Origin of the sequence: Thermosporothrix hazakensis, from assembly GCF_003253565.1 — a bacterium.
In the GTDB taxonomy this organism is placed as follows: Bacteria; Chloroflexota; Ktedonobacteria; order Ktedonobacterales; family Ktedonobacteraceae; genus Thermosporothrix; species Thermosporothrix hazakensis.
The window spans coordinates 1-16596 of sequence record NZ_QKUF01000055.1 but is presented as its reverse complement, the minus strand read 5'-3'; the positions used below and the strand labels follow the sequence as shown (position 1 = coordinate 16596).

The 16596-nt window shown below is 50.0% G+C and carries 14 protein-coding genes; 6 read left to right on the top strand and 8 right to left on the bottom strand.

The features are described 5' to 3' along the window. Positions 1 to 3: 3 nt before the first annotated feature. On the bottom strand, positions 4 to 972 hold the full coding sequence (locus EI42_RS30855) for an RpnC/YadD family protein (protein ID WP_111326692.1): 969 nt from the start codon (positions 970 to 972) through the stop codon (positions 4 to 6). A gap of 427 nt (positions 973 to 1399) precedes the next feature. Then, on the bottom strand, positions 1400 to 2398 hold the full coding sequence (locus EI42_RS30845) for an MDR/zinc-dependent alcohol dehydrogenase-like family protein (protein WP_111326688.1): 999 nt from the start codon (positions 2396 to 2398) through the stop codon (positions 1400 to 1402). A gap of 508 nt (positions 2399 to 2906) precedes the next feature. Here EI42_RS30845 and EI42_RS30840 point away from each other — a divergent pair. The 3 genes from EI42_RS30840 (at position 2907) to EI42_RS30830 (ending at position 9255) form a co-directional block, all read left to right on the top strand. Continuing rightward, positions 2907 to 4649: a peptide ABC transporter substrate-binding protein gene (locus EI42_RS30840; RefSeq protein ID WP_111326686.1), complete on the top strand. Its 1743-nt coding sequence runs from the start codon at positions 2907 to 2909 to the stop codon at positions 4647 to 4649. 550 nt (positions 4650 to 5199) lie between these two features. Then, positions 5200 to 6951: a peptide ABC transporter substrate-binding protein gene (locus EI42_RS30835; RefSeq protein ID WP_111326684.1), complete on the top strand. Its 1752-nt coding sequence runs from the start codon at positions 5200 to 5202 to the stop codon at positions 6949 to 6951. Between the two features lie 579 nt (positions 6952 to 7530). Continuing rightward, positions 7531 to 9255 (top strand): peptide ABC transporter substrate-binding protein, encoded by a 1725-nt coding sequence (locus EI42_RS30830; RefSeq protein WP_111326682.1) that lies wholly within the window; start codon positions 7531 to 7533, stop codon positions 9253 to 9255. A gap of 73 nt (positions 9256 to 9328) precedes the next feature. Here the strand turns inward: EI42_RS30830 and EI42_RS30825 are convergent, their stop codons facing one another. Further along, positions 9329 to 9832, bottom strand: coding sequence for a YciE/YciF ferroxidase family protein (locus EI42_RS30825; RefSeq protein ID WP_111326680.1), 504 nt, complete (start codon positions 9830 to 9832; stop codon positions 9329 to 9331). Between the two features lie 225 nt (positions 9833 to 10057). Here EI42_RS30825 and EI42_RS30820 point away from each other — a divergent pair, with 225 nt between their 5' ends. Further along, positions 10058 to 11227 carry a Gmad2 immunoglobulin-like domain-containing protein gene (locus EI42_RS30820; RefSeq protein WP_111326678.1) on the top strand — a complete coding sequence of 390 codons (1170 nt, stop codon included), beginning with the start codon at positions 10058 to 10060 and terminating at the stop codon, positions 11225 to 11227. A gap of 37 nt (positions 11228 to 11264) precedes the next feature. Here EI42_RS30820 and EI42_RS30815 read toward each other — a convergent pair whose 3' ends face one another. From EI42_RS30815 to EI42_RS30805, 3 genes are all read right to left on the bottom strand, one after another. Next, complete coding sequence (locus EI42_RS30815; protein ID WP_111326676.1) at positions 11265 to 11858, bottom strand: hypothetical protein; 594 nt, start codon at positions 11856 to 11858, stop codon at positions 11265 to 11267. A gap of 909 nt (positions 11859 to 12767) precedes the next feature. Further along, entirely contained in the window at positions 12768 to 13358 is a 591-nt protein-coding gene (locus tag EI42_RS30810) for a hypothetical protein (RefSeq protein WP_111326674.1), read from the bottom strand. A gap of 19 nt (positions 13359 to 13377) precedes the next feature. Beyond that, complete coding sequence (locus EI42_RS30805; protein ID WP_111326672.1) at positions 13378 to 13983, bottom strand: hypothetical protein; 606 nt, start codon at positions 13981 to 13983, stop codon at positions 13378 to 13380. 398 nt (positions 13984 to 14381) lie between these two features. Here EI42_RS30805 and EI42_RS30800 point away from each other — a divergent pair, with 398 nt between their 5' ends. Beyond that, entirely contained in the window at positions 14382 to 15053 is a 672-nt protein-coding gene (locus EI42_RS30800) for a hypothetical protein (RefSeq protein WP_137686182.1), read from the top strand. Here the strand turns inward: EI42_RS30800 and EI42_RS30795 are convergent. Next, positions 15050 to 15598: a hypothetical protein gene (locus EI42_RS30795; protein WP_111326668.1), complete on the bottom strand. Its 549-nt coding sequence runs from the start codon at positions 15596 to 15598 to the stop codon at positions 15050 to 15052. The two genes, EI42_RS30800 and EI42_RS30795, sit on opposite strands and share 4 nt — an antisense overlap. A 316-nt stretch (positions 15599 to 15914) precedes the next feature. Here EI42_RS30795 and EI42_RS30790 point away from each other — a divergent pair, with 316 nt between their 5' ends. Continuing rightward, a complete protein-coding gene (locus EI42_RS30790) occupies positions 15915 to 16382 on the top strand; it encodes a hypothetical protein (protein ID WP_111326666.1) in 468 nt (155 codons plus the stop codon). A gap of 64 nt (positions 16383 to 16446) precedes the next feature. Here the strand turns inward: EI42_RS30790 and EI42_RS34775 are convergent, their stop codons facing one another. Further along, a complete protein-coding gene (locus tag EI42_RS34775) occupies positions 16447 to 16554 on the bottom strand; it encodes a hypothetical protein (RefSeq protein ID WP_428843958.1) in 108 nt (35 codons plus the stop codon). Positions 16555 to 16596 lie beyond the last annotated feature (42 nt).

Genomic DNA, 16596 nt, shown 5'->3' with positions numbered 1-16596 from the left:
ATATCAGCTCCCATAATCCGGCTTGAGCGAGAGGAGAAGCTGCTGAGCCTCTTCAGGAGAAGAAACGGTGCTGAAGCGGACAGGAAGCTGCTGCAACAGCGAGAGATCGACGAGCCCTGCAAGTACCCGTTGAGCAAGAGCATGGAGAGCCGGCTGCTGAGGGAACCGAGCCTGCAAAATGGCGAGAGCGGTATGACGGGAGGTTTCAATGCGCCCTTTCTCGATACCTTCCCGGCGCCCTTTCTCGATACCTTCCCGGCGCCCTTTCTCGATACCTTCCCGGCGCCCTTTCTCAATACCTTCTTGTTCGATAAGCTGGAAGATGGGGGAGTCCCGCAGAATATCGTTGAGCATATGATATCTCCTTATCAACCATGAAAGATCGGCGCTTGCTCCAAGCCGCTTAAATGTGCTGGTGGCAAGGCTAAAGCCGATCAGTGCCAGTTCCTTATTTTCCTCTGGATGTAATTCCTCCAACATACGTTCAACAACCGCCTGGTTGGCTCCGCCCCTGGTTAATGGCAGGAGAGGGAGCAGAAATTTTTGCCCCTGTTTCCAGATGTCCTCTGGTGAGAGTTCCCAGAGGGCGATGCGCATATAGTGAAAGCGAAGCACTTCCTGACCTGTGGGAAGTTGCCAGATTAATGGTGACTCTTCCGGCTTGCCTCCATCTTTGTACAGATAGATGACACAGGAGAGGACAGGCAATTCGTGTGCGCATCGTACTAACACATTATACCTTAGAATGCGCATGGGCATATTGCGGCGGTGCGTTGCCTGAAACTCGACATGTAGAAGCATATGGACGCCATCAACCTCTATTTCCATCAGAGCATCAACGTCCAGTTGGAGGGTATTGAGCTGACCGTTCTTAAAGTCGACGAAGTGTGCGCCAGCGATCAGCCAATTAACAAAGCGCTCGGGGTCCTGTTGAATGAGCACTTTGAAGCCTTTGTCGTATTCTTTCCCCATAGACCCGCCTTTCCACTCTTCTACTTTCTGGGAGATGCTTCATATTATAGTGAGTAGAGAGGCATATGTCTATTGTAAATTTATTAAAATAAGAAAATAGGTATATTCACATACATAGATAGTAAAATGCTATTTCCTTGTCTGCTTATTTCTTAGTATGTTTGAAAGAAGTAGGCGAATGTGATATCTTTTAAACGGAAGTGGAAAAGAAGGAGTGTTTATGAGAAAAGAAGAGCTAAAAAAGCAAGAAAAAGACGAAAAGCTTCGTAGAAAGCAGCCCTCTCGGGACCCGCGGCTGTTGCCTCATATCCCTACAGGTCCGGAATTCCGACCACAATGGTTGCCCCGGGAAGAAGAGGAAAAGCAAGAGGAAAAGAAGCAGGATAAAAGGGACGACTGATCCAAGTCGCCCCTGTCGTTCCCGGTTCTACATTGTGAGTACCACTTTGAGCGTACCGGGCTGTTTGGCATGCTCAAATGCTTCAAGCGCTTGATCGAAGGAATAGCGGGCGCTGATAAGTGGTTTGACATTGACCATTTTGCGCTTGAGTGCCTGGAGTGCAGGTGGGAATGGACCGCACCGTGAGCCCTGTACCCGAATCTCATCTATCACAATCGGAGCGAGATGCAGATTGCTGGTCGCTGCAACAGTACTCTTCAGAATTACCGTGCCACGAGGACGGACGAGGCGCAGCGCCATTTGAAGCCCCTGTTCTGAACCGGTGCATTCGATAACGACATCAGCGCGGCGACCGAATGGAGAAGCAAACGTTTCGGGATCGGTCAGTAGACAGGTATTGATTCCCTGTTGTGAGGCAAGGGCAAGTTTCTCCTTATGCTTGCCTACCATAATCACCTTTTCGCCATTGAGGGCCAGGACCTGAGCAGCAAGCTGTCCCATTTTGCCGTCTCCAAGAACCAGCACGGTTTCAGTTGGTCGGAGATGAACCTGTTCGAGAATCTCAAAATTCGCGGCCAGTGGCTCAACAAAGATTGCTTCATCGTCGCTGACGGTATCTGGAACAACATGGAGATTCTCTATCGGGAGCTGTACATAGTCGGCGAAAGCGCCATCACGTTTATCAATGCCGAGTGTCGTGCGCTGTGGACAGTGGGTAGGCATGCCGTTGCGGCAATAGTAACAGGTATACCGATTGCAGGCTGCGTTAATTTCGCCGACAACTCGCTTTCCATAGAGTGCATTATATTGGTCGAGCGTGATTTCTCCATATATTTCTTCTACTACCCCGACAAATTCATGACCCAGAACGCCATGAAACCCCATATACCCCTGCACGATCTCAAGGTCAGTATTGCAGATGCCAGCCTGTGTCACGCGAATCAACGCCTCCCCTTCAACAGGGGTTGGACGTGGATAGTCGCGTTCCAGCACAAGGCCGTGATCCTGATAGTTTAATGCACGCATTGTCTCTCCCTCATGCTTTGAAATGTGGTTCCTCAATCCACTTCTTTCACAGTATAGCATGGATGAGATGTGCAAAGCATCAGAGCGCTTGCATCGAAGGGGCGGCAGGAAATGGAAAGCTCATCCTTATAAGAATAAGCGAAAAAGAAGGGCCAGAATGATGTGAAAAAAGGACGAAATTCTACGTAGTAGTATACGACACTATTTGCAGTAAGCCAGAGAGATTGAGAGGTTTGGGGGATATCCTGGTGCCAAAAGTATTATCGAGGGGATATCATCGGGCGAGAAACTGCGTTTGAAATGGTGTTAGACCGGACTTTCATGCCTAGCGGAAAGAAAGCTTATCTGGAGTGGCAACAGAATTACGTATGGCACTGTAGTAGACGTTCTGACGCACGTTCTGTTGACCATATGGAGCCTATGCAAGGCTACGACGGCTTATCAGTTGCACAAAACTGAAAGTACGTTCCCTTTGTCGTCGAGAAGTTCTCAAAGGAGAATGGTAAACATGCATGTTCGTAAAAAGACCAGGCTTATCCTGCCGGTGCTTTTCTGCCTGTTCTCCATGCTGATCGTTGCATGTGGTGGGGGAAATACTGGAACACAGCAGACCACCAACGGAAATGGTCCGCAAGATATGGCTAAGGACCAGATTTATGTATCCCCTTATGTTGGGTCATCCGATGTAAAGACCCTGGACCCGGCGCTAACCACCGATGCCGGTTCCGGTGCAATGATCCAGATGATGTTCACCGGGCTGGTGGAATTTGACGATGATCTGCACATCAAGAAAACGATGGCCGAAGACTATCATCTTGAAAGCGATGGTCTGACCTGGGTCTTCAAGTTGCGCCCTAATTTGAAATTCAGCAATGGTGATCCCCTGACCTCTGAGGATGTCATATGGAGTATCGATCGCGCTCTTGATCCACAGACAAAGTCCACGGTTGCTGGAGCATATATGGGTCTGATTAAGGGGGCGGATGAGCGCGTTGAAGGCAAGCGCGATACCCTGAAAGATTACAGCCTGTTTGCTCCTGATCCATCGACTGTGAAGATCGTGACCGCCAAGAAGGCCGCCTATTTCTTGCAGGCGCTGACCTATCCGACTTCCTACACCGTGAACCGCAAGGTTGTGGAGAAGTATGGAAACCGCTGGACAGAGCATATTAACGAGGGTGCCGGTTCTGGTCCCTTCACGTTGACCAAATGGCAGCATGGCGTGCGCATTGATTTTGAGCCCAATCAGAACTATTTTGGCGAGAAGCCGCTGCTAAAGAAGGTTGTGCGTCCATTCTATAAGACTTCTGAAACGGCCTGGAAGGCGTATCAGTCGAACCAGTTAATGTCTTCTGGTGTTCCTGCTGCCTACACCGAGCAGGCAAAAGGGCTGCCCAAGAATCAGTACTGGCAGGTTCCCCAGCTCTGGATTGAGTATCTGACCATGAACTATCTGGTCAAGCCATTTGACAACATCAAAGTGCGTCAGGGCGTCTGGCTGGCAATTAACCGTGACCAGATTTCGCACAACATCAACAAGGATCGCACTATTCCGACCATCCACTTTGTTCCGGAAGGGCAGCCGGGTTATAACGAGAATCTGACGGGCCCTGCTGGTGTGAAAGATACCAAAGGAAATCCCGAGCTGGCGAAGAAGCTCTTCGATGAAGGGCTGAAAGAGTCCAATATGACACGTGAGTCATTGGGAACCATTCACTTCACCGTTTCAACTGCTTCTGCTGCTGGTAAGCAGGAGGTTGAAGCAATCCAGCAGATGTTGCAGAAGACGCTGGACGTTACTGTTCAGATCGACGATGTCGACTACAATAAGTATCTCTCGCTGACCAACGATACCGCCGGAAACCCCAAAGGCTTGCAGATGTGGTTGCATGGTTGGGTTGCCGACTATCCAGATCCACAGGACTGGCTGACCTTGCTGTTCGCTGATCCCACACAGAACCGCTGGAACTATGGCGTGACACCTGAGCAGAAGGCCAATCAGGAACTGATGAAGAAAGCCGATCAGGAAACGGATGAGACAAAGCGTATGCAGATGTATCATGAGGCAGAGCAGCAACTGGCAAATCATGCGGCCTGGGTGCCTATTGATCAGGTTCTTGCCTCTGGTGTGCGCAAACCCTGTGTGAAAGGGATAAAAGATAACGCGATGGGTCAGACGCATCCTGATAGCTGGTCAAAGATTTACATCTCAAATGATTCGACCTGTGCAAATGTCTCCCAATATAGGTAAACAGGGAAACACCTGGCAAAAGTAGTCAGCTTTATAGTCATCGTGAGGAAGTGAACACACTTCTCCTCACGATGACTTTTTTTTGAAAAGGGAAAAAGAAGGCGACGGTGAGAGAAATGACGAAAAGGTGGCGTAATTACTAGAACACTGCCAGGTTGCTATTAGAGAACTGAAACTAAGAAATCAGTGGTGAGGAAAAAGAGGGACCTGGATGTGTGAGAAATGAAGACTATGTATACGTAGTACTATACATAGATTGTGCCTACTCGATGCTACCGAGTAGTAAAACAGCGTCGAGAACTATGGTGGTAGTATGTCTCCGGCTGAAGCTTTGAGGATAGGCTTCAGTAGTGCCGCCATGTATTTTCTCTTTGCTTTTATTTTAGGGTGAAGTGTAAGAAAAAACAAGCGTATCGCTGAAAGTACTCCTTTCTGGCTTAAGATGCGCTGGTCATTTAACTTCAACGGGCAGGCGAAGAAAAATACAGCAGTTCCTATCTTGTATCCTCAACATCTATTCGGGTTGTAGTAACCCCTAGTGGAGAAGGACATGCACGTACGAAAACAGCTAAAAGGCGGAGTCTTTTCCTTTCTGCTCTGTCTGCTTGCTGTAATGGTTGTTGCCTGTGGTGGTGGGACCGCGAACAACAATTCCAGTGAAAAAGCAAAAGACCAGATTTATGTTTCGCCTATCGCAGGCGTTGAGATGATCAAAACGTTAGACCCTGCAATGGTGACTGACGCGAACTCCAGCTCTATCATTCGTATGGTATATAGTGGGCTGGTGAATTTTGATAAGAATCTGAAGTTACAGGGTGAGCTGGCACAGGATATCCAGCTTGCTGATGATAACGTCACATATACATTCAAATTGAAGCCCAATTTGACCTTCAGCAATGGCGATCCCCTGACCTCGAAAGAGATCGTGTGGAGCCTGAACCGTGCCCTTGATCCGAAGACAAAGTCTCCGAGCGCAGCTTCATACATGAGCATGATCAAAGGTGTGGATGAGTTCAACGCGGGCAAGCGTTCCACGCTGATCGGGTACAGCCTGCTTGCTCCCGATCCAGGCACCGTGAAAATTATCCTGAGCCAGCCTGCGCAGTATTTCTTGCAGTCTCTGGCTTATCCAACCAGCTACATTGTGAACCCCAAGCTGGTTGAGAAATATGGCGACAAGTGGACCGATCACAGCAGCGAGGGTGCAGGCTCTGGCCAGTTTGTCCTGACCAAAGCACAGCGCTCTGTTGAACTGATCCTGGACCGCAATGAGAAGTATTTTGGTCCGAAGCCGCAGCTTCAGCGCGTCGTGCGCCCGTTCTATAAGAGCGGTGACGTGACCTGGAAGGCCTATCAGTCGAACCAGTTGATGCGTTCCGGTGTTCCTGCGGCACAGCGTGATGCCGCCAAGAAGCTGCCGAACGGCCAGTTCACTGAGACCAAGCAGTTGTGGATTTCCTACTTCGCGCTGAACTACCTGATCTCTCCGTTTGACAACATCAAGATCCGTCAGGCGTTCGCGCTGGCAATCAACAAAGATATCCTGTCGACCAACATTGACAAAGGCGCGACGATCCCGACCAACCATATCGTTCCCGAGGGTGCTGACGGCTACAATCCAAACCTGACAGGCCCTGGAGGGGTGAAAGACACCAAAGGTGATCCTGAGCTGGCGAAGAAGCTCTTCGAGGAAGGCCTGAAAGAGAAAGGCCTGACCCGTGAGACGATGCCGACCATTAAGTACACCACTTCATTCACCTCCTCTGCTGGTAAGCAGTCCGCTGAAGCGATTCAGCAGATGTGGGAAAAGACGCTCGGGATCAAGGTTGTGATCGACAATCTCGACTGGAACACCTTCCTCGATGTCACTAACAACGCCCGTGACAACGACAAGGCACCAATGATCTGGGAAAGCGGCTGGATCGCTGACTATCCCGATCCACAGGACTGGCTGACTCTGTTGTTCACCGTTCCTGCTCAGAACAGCTGGAACTATGGACACGACAAGTCCAAGTCTCCGAACCTGGCCGAGCAGAAAGCAAACATGGAGTTGATGAAGAAGGCTGACGCCGAGCGCGACAATGCCAAGCGTATGCAGATGTACAATCAGGCTGAGCAGCAGCTAGTCAATGATGTGGCCTGGATTCCTCTGAGCCAGAACAAGCAAGCATCTGTTACGAAGCCCTGTGTCAAGAATCTCGTTGACAACCCGATGGGTATTATGACTCCGGATGGTTGGGCAGATGTCTACATCTCAAACGACAAGCCCTGCCCGGATGTCTCGAAGTGGGCGGTTAAATAAAAGCCAGATCATATTCGCTATCGCCACTTAGTTCTGATCGACGTTTCGTTGCAAGAGAATTCGCACGTGGTTCTCTTGCAACGATTTTTTTGGTCGCGGAAAAAAACTCTGCTTTTTGTGTGAGAATCAAGCAAGCTGCTGACGTAGTATGTAAGTGAGTACAAAAATGTGGGGGGGACGCGATGGTACCTGCTTCTGTAGGGGAGGATGAAGAGGGCTTCTCACTCTCTGCTCCAAGAATTTGAGCTTGCAATGGTGCTATATGGTGTATTGCTTGTTGCTGAATGGTTGTGGTAGGATAGCTGTTAAGCAGACTGGAGCAATACGCTCTGGCTCGTAGCGGGAACTATGATCCCCTGAACAGTGGCGCTTCCTTGAACTGCCCGAATTCCAGAAAGATGTTTTGTGCGACTGGCTATGCTCTTTTTTTTATCTGTGTCTATATGTATACATATATGTATATAGAGATGCAGGTAGTGCAGTCGGACAAACGGCAGGAAAGCGCATTTTCTTCATCGTCGATCGAACTAGTGTTTCTATTTGGGCCGATGGGTTTTTCGGTCCCTAGTGGAGAAGGACATGCACGTGCGTAAGCAATTTAAGAGTGGTACACTCATGGCTGTTCTTTGTCTGCTCACGTTGCTGATTGCTGCCTGTGGTGGAGGTACCGACAGTAGCAGTAATAGCGGCAAGGCAAAAGACCAGATTTATGTTGTCCCTCGTATCGGTGCCGCGGATATCAAAACGCTTGATCCCGCGATTACTACCGACTCTGAGTCATCCCCGATTATTCAGCAGATGTTTACCGGTCTGGTTGAGTTTGACAACAACCTGAATATCAAGGATGAGCTGGCACAAAGCCACCAGTTGGAGAGTGATGGTCTGACCTGGACTTTCAAATTGAAACCGAATTTGAAGTTTAGCAACGGCGATCCTCTGACCTCCAAAGATGTGGCCTGGAGTATTAACCGCGCTCTGGACCCCAAGACAAAGTCAACCACTGCTGGCACCTATCTCGCTCTGATCAAGGGTGCTGATGAGATGGTGAATGGCAAGCGCTCCACCCTGATCGGCTATAGCTTGCTGACTCCTGATGATAACACCATTAAGATTGTGACCACACAGAAGGCATCGTACTTCTTGCAGACTCTGACGTATCCGACCTCCTATGTACTGAACAAGAAGATTCTTGATAAGTATGGTGATCGCTGGGCAGAGCATATCGGTGAGGGCGCTGGTTCTGGCCCGTTCACCCTGAGCAAGTGGAATCATGGTGTTGAGCTTCAGGTTGTGCCGAACGACAACTACTATGGCAAGAAACCTCAACTGAAGAAAGTTGTCTACGCCTTCTATAAGACAACCGAGACTGCCTGGAAGGCCTATGAGGGCAATCAGTTGATGGCTGCAAATGTTCCTGCTGCTCAGACGGAACATGCGAAACAGCTCCCGAAAAACCAGTACTGGAGTGTTCCTGAGCTCTCCGTGAGCTATGTGACCATGAACTATCTGGTCAAGCCGTTCGACAATGTTAAGGTTCGCCAGGCGTTTGCTCTGTCGATTAACCGCGAACAGCTTTCGCACAATATCTCAAAGGATCGTAACATTCCGTCCTACCATATCGTTCCTGATGGACAGCCGGGCTACAATAAGGACCTGACCGGCCCTGCTGGTGTGAAGAATATCAACGGTGATCCTGCTCTGGCGAAGAAGCTTCTGGAAGAGGGCTTGAAAGAAGAGGGCATGACCGCCGATAGCGTGGGTCCGCTGCGCCTCACTGTTTCTGCTGCTTCCGCCGCTTCTATGCAGACCTACCAGGCTTTGCAGCAGATGTGGGAGAAGACACTAGGCGTGAAAGTTCAGATCGACAACGTTGACTGGACCAAGTTCCTGGATGTTACTACTAACTCGACCAACAACCCGAAGGGTCTTCAGATGTGGGTTGGTGCCTGGATCGCTGACTATCCAGATCCGCAGGACTGGCTGACTTTGCAGTTCGATAAGACTGCCCAGAACAACTGGAACTATGGCATGACCAAAGAACAGCAGGAAGTTCAGGCTCTGATGCGCAAAGCTGATCAGGAAACCGATCAGACCAAGCGTATGCAGATGTACAATCAGGCCGAGCAGGCTCTGGTGAACGACGCCGCATGGATTCCCATCAGCCAGGGTAAAGGCGATGGTGTGATGAAGCCCTGCGTCAAGAATATGCCGCACAACTCGATGCGTCAGGTTGATCCTGAGGCATGGGCCGACATCTACATCTCGACCGATTCGCCCTGTGCGAACGTCTCGAAGTACGCCTGAGGAAACCCGTCACAAAACGAGTACAGTGGGATCACGCTTTTTGCGCGGTCCCACTACCTTTTTCTCGCTTGTTTTAGCCGCTGGATTTTTGCTGGCTGGTCACTTTGGTCTTGCTAAGGCGCTGGGCAAACTGTTCAATGCGTCTTGCCATCTCCTCCTCTTGCCCCAGATTCTCCTGAAGCAGTTGGGCACATTTGTTATAACCCATCGCGGCTGCTTTTTCCACCAGTCCCTTATAGGAGACGATTTCATAGGCCTCGGTTTTGGCTGCGCAACCCAGATTGAACAGGGACAGAATTTCGGGTGTGGGTTGCTCCTTCAGGAAGGCGTCATGCTCCTGTTTGAGGCCCGCTATTGCGTAGCAGGTTGTTGAGCTCGGCTGCTTCCCCAGCTCCTGAAAGCACTGATCGAGATTCTGAATATGGTGCTGTGTCTCGGCTTCGTGTTGCTGGTAGGCGTCCTTGAGCTGCTGATCTGTGCTCTCGTTCGCCAGGATAGGCAGCGTTTGCGCGATGCGCTTTTCAGCATCATACATGTCGCTCAACTCGTGAAGGAAAAGCTCAAGCGGTGTCTGCATTGCCACCGTTCAACACTCCTTTCTTTATAGGAAAGATGTACAGGTTTTTTCTCTCTCTACTGAGCACGAAATGAGAGCAGCAAGAGGACACTCATGCATTACATCTCGTTCTGGGAGCAGGAACGGGCTCGCAGTTCTGGGTATTTCCGTGTTTTGCTTGTAAATATGCTATGTGTAGGGGTAGTATAACCCAGGTGAGTATCAGAGAAAGTCGGGGAGATACATATGATGTTTCTGTTTCAGCGAAAAGTAATCTGCTGTGTGTCGCTCCTTTTGCTTTTGTTACTGCTTTCGGCCTGTGGCGGCTCCGAGCAAAAAGGGAGTACTGCACAGCTAACTGCAACGAGTACTGTGAGTCAGAGCACGCAGGCGGACGAGTCGACTCCTGACACGAAGGTGAAGCCGGGCGTGCAGCAATGTCCTGAGACTGTCGCGTCTCCATCCCACTGGGGCCCTATTCTCGGGGTCCAGCAAGAGGTGAACGCGGTTGAACAGGTTTCCTGTGCGCATCTGACCGGAAAAGAAACGCTCCAAGCGCTGGTAACGGTGCGCTATACAGGGACGGGTGGTATGCTGGATGTCTATGTCTTTGATGACCTGACAAGTCCGTCTCCACGGAAATTGTTGACCTTGCAGGGGCTCTACAATGGTGAGGCGCGTATCAGCCGCTATAGCACGGTTGTTACCGGTGAAGTAGATACGCAGAAGAAGGATGGCAACAAGCGCAATCTGGGCCGAGAATTCAAATGGTCACCTGAGGCGGGAGGACTGGTACAGGTTGCCTTTCCGGGTATCTATCCAGAGATAACACGGTATGAGGCGGAAGAGGCGCAAAAGCAGGTCGATCAGGGATACGAGCCCTGGCGACTTGATGCGGCACAGGTGGCAAAGCGTATGGCAGTGGAACTGCTCAAGCTCCCGGAAGAGACACAGGTGACAGTGATCGGAGGTGGGAAGCAAGGAGATAACGAGGCAACTGCCACCGTGAAGAGCCCGAGACCGGGAACAATGCCCTTGCAGGTTCGGTTAAGTCGGCTCGAAGGTGACGCGCAGAAAGGGATCTGGCTTGTTACGGCGGTCACGTCTCAGGAACTGGCAATCACTACCCCGGGCAGCGGCGATCGAGTCTCCAGTCCTGCAACGGTGGCAGGGAAGGGCCGCGCCTTTGAAGCGGTGATTGGCGAGATCAGGGTGTTAGATCATACAGAGGCTACAATTGGACAGGCACAGGCAAGAGGCAAAGATGGGATGGGCGAGACCACGTTTACAACGCAGGTATCCTATCAGTCTCCTTTCAAGAACGGAGCGCAGGAAGGACTGATCGGTCTCTTTACAACGAGCAACGCTGATGGCTCCGTTGCCGGTGTCGTACTGGTGAAGGTTCTGTTGCTCTAACAATGGGAAGGCGTCATAGAGCTTCTGTGGCGCCTTATTACCAATCTTGCTTCTCTGCTGGTGTCGAAGGGTGTTCCGGTTGCTCTTCTGGCCGGGCTTGTGGCACAGAAGTATATTCTCTATAAAAAGGTTGTGGGGGAAATGGTGGTGCTGCCTGTGTGGCTTTTGCGAGAAAGCGCATACGCAGGCGTTGAAATAAGGCAATAATAGCACCCGCAAAGATCACGATTTCTCCCAGAACGCCGCTCCATGTTCCCGGGCCAATGGTTGCTGTCAGGCCGGGAAGCGGGGTAAAGGCCATCGCGAGCGCGCCAACCAGTTCTGCAAGAAAGAGCAGCAGACCTGCAATACTCCCGATGATAATGCAAATGATCCAGAGCGGCCAATAGTGAAGCTTGCCCGAAGAGAGCAGCGGGAGCGCACAGGTGAGCATCACAAACAGGATCGGGATAAGGAGCAGTCGGCCACTAAGTGGAGCCTGACTGAGCATCAGCGTTACTGATTCGTTGCCTGTTGCACTACCACCAATGGTCAGATAGGGAAAAGCGAAAAAGACCAAAAGCGTGAAAAAAGCTCCGAGCTGCGCAACGATATAGCCAGTTAAAAAGACGGTTCCCTGATATTTTTGCATCAAATGTGTTGTACCTCTCACTCAAAATGCCCGGTCACCAACCATGTGAACAAGGGTAGCACATCTCTTTCTCTTTTGCAATTTGACCGGATCAATTGATGCTCGCTCTATCTATAGCACATCTGGATATAGCCAATTCGGTAATAGGCACATGCGAAACTTGAAATGCGATGAGATATTCAGTACAGTAAAGATGTAGGGTATAGTGTATTGCTTTTTTGCTCCGCTATGGATGGCGAAGTATGGTCGGTACATTTGAATGCCCATTCTACGTGATTTGGTAACAAAAAAATCATGTTTGCCCTGCTTTTTAAGTGCGGTGAGCGGCTTAACGTCGTTCCCGCACTGTTTTCTTTTTAACGCTGAAAAAACGCATGGAGGCATAGAGCCTGTTGTTCCGTCGTCGTTTTTCGATAGGTGCCAGCAAAGCACTAACCGGGCAGAGCAAAAGAGAAAGAAATGCGACTGTAGCGATATTACAGAACCCGGGAAACAGGATATCTTGCACTATGAACATGAAGAAGAACCGCATGAGGATATTGGGAAAAATCGCGTGAAAGGTGACCGTAAGCCTGGCAGATGCCCCGGAGAACGTTGCTCGACGAACTATATGGACATACCCTCCCCATATGCTATAAGAGAGCCAGCACCGGAGAGCGCAACAGAAGTAGTGGCAGGAAGGCAAAAAAGGGAAGCACCACCTAGATAGGCATGTAATGGGTTCCTATGGGGAGCAGGAACGCATAGAATGTTATACTCAGGAGTAGCCATACGCTGTCACGTCGCTGCTTCCCGGCCTCACGGACTGCCTGATAGGCTGCGTCTCGTTTCACCCGGGTCAGTTGCCGGTCGAACGGTGGCTTCTGGCCCCGGTAGTTCTCTTCCTACTCCCTGTTGTCGTATATACTTTTATCGATGGGTCTTTCGTGAGCACCGCTCGATCTCGGCCAGAATCGTTCCAAGCAGGATCAGAACAGGTGCAAGAAAGATATTCATACAGGAAAGTTGAAAAGCGTAGCCCGGGAAATCCGCCCCGAGCAGCGGATAGAAGAACGTTACCAGAGTTGCAGTGAAACCAAATATCAGAAGTGACGTAAAAAAGGGAACCGTACAGCCCGCAGTAAAGCCTTCATTGCTATTTGGATGTTGTGAGGCAACGATGAAATGTCTCCAGTAGAAGAACATGCTGGTGGCCTGAACGAGTGAGATCACTGCAAGCCAGACATACGCTCCTCCGCTGATTGTTTTTGAAAAGATGGAGGGCCAGAGGATACACAGAAGCAACGAGAGCGGACTGATCGGCATTAACATCGAGGGAAGCCAGAGTGCAATAATAGTGATAAGCATCAGGCGAATATAACTCCATTGCTTCTGGCATTGCTGTCTTCTGGCCCACTGGATTTTTGTATATGCCTGCTGGCGGCGTTTTCGTTGCTGCCTGATCGCATCCTGTTGTTCGGGTGGCTCTCGATCCCACCAGGATTGTTCTGCGGATTGCATAACTCCTCTTTCTCTGAGACTAACTCATATTTGTTCTTCTTCTCTGGACTAGTTTGCGCTCAATCCCTCCCAGGACTGCCCCCACGACAACGAAAAGTGGCATTGAAATGAGCATAAGAAGGCAATCATAGATAAAAAGAAACATAGGCAGATAGTATACATCAACATAGATCGAAAAGAAAAGAAGATGTATCACCAGAGTGCATATCGGTCCGAAGATAGCAGCCAGGAAGCCCGCAAATGCGCCTCGCCTGGCTCCGATACGAGCAGTTTGGCGATGAAGAAGCAAATGCCAGAAGAGGACCATACAGCAACTAATGGGCCCCCATAACAGGTGGCTAGCGAAGATTGCACCCGGGGATACAGGTGCCAGAGGAGGGGAGAACGTTCCTGTCCCTGAAAGGAGCTTCAAGCAGTAACCGAGTGGATAGATGATCTGGATTGAGAGCAGGCTGACTATCCCTGTAAGCAGTAGCCAGAAGCGTTGAATGGTCACAATCTCCTGTATTTGTTGATAGCGGTACCGGCTGCGCTGGCGAATGCGTTGGAGCTCCTCATACGAGATGGATTCATTCCAGACCTCAAACCCCGAAGGATGTTGTGTTTGCAGAGATTGCTGTTGCATACATACTCCATCCATTCTCTTTTTTGCCCGGCTTTGTAGTGAAAGCTGCATTCTGGGTTCTTTAATCGCATTGACTGAAAAGTTTGCTCCCTTTTCTGAATGTACTCAATTCTAGAGGTATTTCATGGCTCTTTATAGAAAGGAAATACCTGCTACGATAATAGCATAGAAAACTGGAATGAGAAAGGTTATACATGACAAAACACTTCATATTTCCTGTATAACTCAACGAGAAAAAACAGTTTTCCTGGTTCCCAATGCTCCTGCTTAGAAAGCGATCTGATATACAATGGTACTGAATGGTACCCAGATTGAGGCTATTGTTATTACAATATGTAGAAGAGCGCCTGGTAGTGTTTGTGGAGAAGAGTGAGGTTTCTATGGAGAGGTGTAATCAGGTGGATGAGACATCATCGGGGAAACCGCCGCAGAAGGAGGGAAGACGCGATTCGTTACGCGAGTATCTCTTGATATGTTGTGCGCGCTGGCACTATGCCGGTATTCCGAAGAGCGAGGTGGAAAAATTGGTTGCTTCACTGGAAGAGCATTTGCGTCGAGAGAAAGAGCAAGGAGCCTCTTTACAAGCCCTTGTGGGAAGTGATCCGGTTGCTTTTGCCGATAATTGGGCCGAGACGCATCTACCCCGGCCTTCATGGGCGTGGCGAAGAAACTGCTATGTTACCGTCTTTCTACTGGGGCTGTTGTTCTCCGTGCTTCTGGACCATCTGCTCTGGCTGTCCTGGACCTTTCCTTTTTCCTGGCATCAGCTTGGAAGCCCGATCCTGGCGGTTCTTATCGCTCATCTCTATTTGCTTCCAGAATTGGGCCCGCCGCGCACAGACCCATCCTGGAAACGCTATACTCGTATCGCGCTGGCGCTGGCCGTGTTTGGCCTGCTCTTCTTGCCGACGATGCTGGCATTGCTCCCGGTGACGATTCCAGTCACCTTATTTCTCTGGTCCTGGCCACTAACAGGAGTGCTCGTTGTCGGAGCTACCGGGTTAACGATCTGGACGATACGCTCAGCACCACCATATCTCCATCTAGTTCATCAACGAATGAGGAGTTAGCGGGTATTGGCCCGAAGACGCTGCTCCACACGCTGCTTCTCACGCATCAGGCGGCCAGCGGGACGCCGCCTCTGCTCTGCCATCCGTTCTTTTTCCTCGCGAGACATATTAATTTTGAAGTAGCAATAATTAATGAATTCGCCCAGGCCGAAGACGAAGAGCAGCAGACCAAGAATGAAATCAGGCGAATAGACAAACCTACCCTGTGCAGCCTCTATGAGCACGATGGCCGGGCCGATTGCCATAAGGAGCCAGTTGAATGGGTATAGGACGCGAAACAGCAGAAGGCGCGTGGTGAGAGAGAGTCGCTCAAAAAGTCCGCGATACTTCAAAAACCAGTAGAGTGCAGCTTCAAGCAGAATACAGTCAAGCGAGAGCAAACCGATAAGGGTATAGAGACCGAAACGTTGTGGCCCGATGGTTGTGCGAAGGATGACATACAGGAGGAGGGAGACAAGAACAAAGAGAAACATAGCAATGCTGTTGAGAAGAAGCATCTTATGCAGCATCGTTCGTGTTGGTCGTTGCACCTGTTGAATCATCATGGCTTCACTTTCTTATTCTCAAAATGCATGGGCTCGATATGCGAAATACAGGAGATCTGTCAGACCTGAAAACAGGAATGGCACAGATCAATAATAATATGGAGATTATACACGAAAAAGCGTGCTCTGGATTACGGAAAACCAGTGTGCTTCTCTGTTCCTGGACGGATCCATTGACAGCAAAATAGCTGAGTGTTATATTTAAAATAACGATACGTAATATGAAATAATTGGCTGGACATGTGATGTTGTAATGCAGTAGCATAGTTGAGAGAAGACGGATTCTGGTTCTTCTTATTTGCAAGGGAGCATACAGATGAGATACAGACGCGGGCGGCATCCGATACGATTTTTCTTTATTCCTTTTGTAGTGCCGATGCTCCTCTTCAGTGGCCTGTTCCATAATTCGGGGCTGGGAGGCGTGTTTATTACATTGGTGATTATCTTTTGTTTTGTGGCTTTGTTTAGCTTCCTGGGGAGACGCCCTTCTCATGTTCAAGGGTATCAGGATGCAGCTATGCAATGGGGCCAGCCCTACTATCAACCGCCCTCTCAGCCACAGGATACCCGTTATCAAGATGCATACTACGCAAATATGAGCAGTCAGCCGCAGGCAGAGCCGATGTCCTACGAAGGCGGCTATCAGCCAGCAGAGAGCTATCAGGAGAAAGTCGAGACTGCCTACTATCAGCCGCCGAAACAGAGCAGCGTATATCGAGATTATGAAGAGCCCCAGGCGCAATATCCAGAACAGATGCCACCGATGCCGCCAATGAGGCAGTAAGCGGAAAAACAAAGAACCGATAGCGATGGGAAAGGCTACCGGTTCTTTATTTATGTCTATCAGGTTACGGAATCAGATTGGTGTCTGCGTCGAGCGAGAGCACGAAGCGTGCAAGCAGTTCGGCGACGGCATCGACATCTTTCAGCGAGACCATTTCTGAACCAGTATGCAGGTAACGGCAGGGAATGCTGACCAGGCCGGTCGCGATCGGGCC